At 43.1% G+C, this 663-nt stretch carries 2 tRNA genes and 1 rRNA gene; all 3 read right to left on the reverse strand.

Annotated features, from left to right (window positions below):
• Window positions 1-297: 297 nt before the first annotated feature.
• Window positions 298-373, reverse strand: a tRNA-Glu gene (locus tag R2S67_RS22765).
• 11 nt (window positions 374-384) lie between these two features.
• A tRNA-Ala gene (locus tag R2S67_RS22770) sits at window positions 385-460 on the reverse strand.
• Window positions 461-555: 95 nt separating this feature from the next.
• A 16S ribosomal RNA gene (locus R2S67_RS22775) occupies window positions 556-663 on the reverse strand; the annotation flags it as partial.

Here is a 663-nt window from a genome sequence, read left to right on the forward strand (position 1 = left end):
CATCCACCGTGTACGCTTAGTCACTTAACCATACAACCCGAAGGAGTTTCGAGTTGATAATCAAATCACCAAAGTTGTCTCTCATTATTTGAATGAGCGAGAGACATATCGATTTTGCCGGACTCAAATTCCAAGAACACTTGAATGTGTTTTTAGTTGTATTCATAAATGAATACTTTGAGAACTTTACAAACAACAATAAATTGTTGTTTTGTCAGCTTTCCAAATTGTTAAAGAGCTAATCACTTCTAATGAAGTAACCATTTTTAAAAACTCTCAAGAGAGAATGTTTAAAGATGGTATCCCGTAGGGGAGTCGAACCCCTGTTACCGCCGTGAAAGGGCGGTGTCCTAGGCCTCTAGACGAACGGGACACAGAAGTATGTGGTGGAGCTAATCGGGATCGAACCGATGACCTCTTCGCTGCCAGCGAAGCGCTCTCCCAGCTGAGCTATAGCCCCACATAAATTGCTTCAGCATTTTATGCAGAACCAATTTTGCTCTGAAATCTAAACCATATCAATCTGTGTGAACACTCATCGCAATAATCATCGTATAAGGAGGTGATCCAGCGCCAGGTTCCCCTAGCGCTACCTTGTTACGACTTCACCCCAGTCATGAACCACAAAGTGGTAAGCGTCCCCCCGAAGGTTAAACTACCTAC

This window comes from Vibrio sp. T13N (assembly GCF_032970445.1).
GTDB classification, from domain to species: Bacteria; Pseudomonadota; Gammaproteobacteria; order Enterobacterales; family Vibrionaceae; genus Vibrio; species Vibrio diabolicus.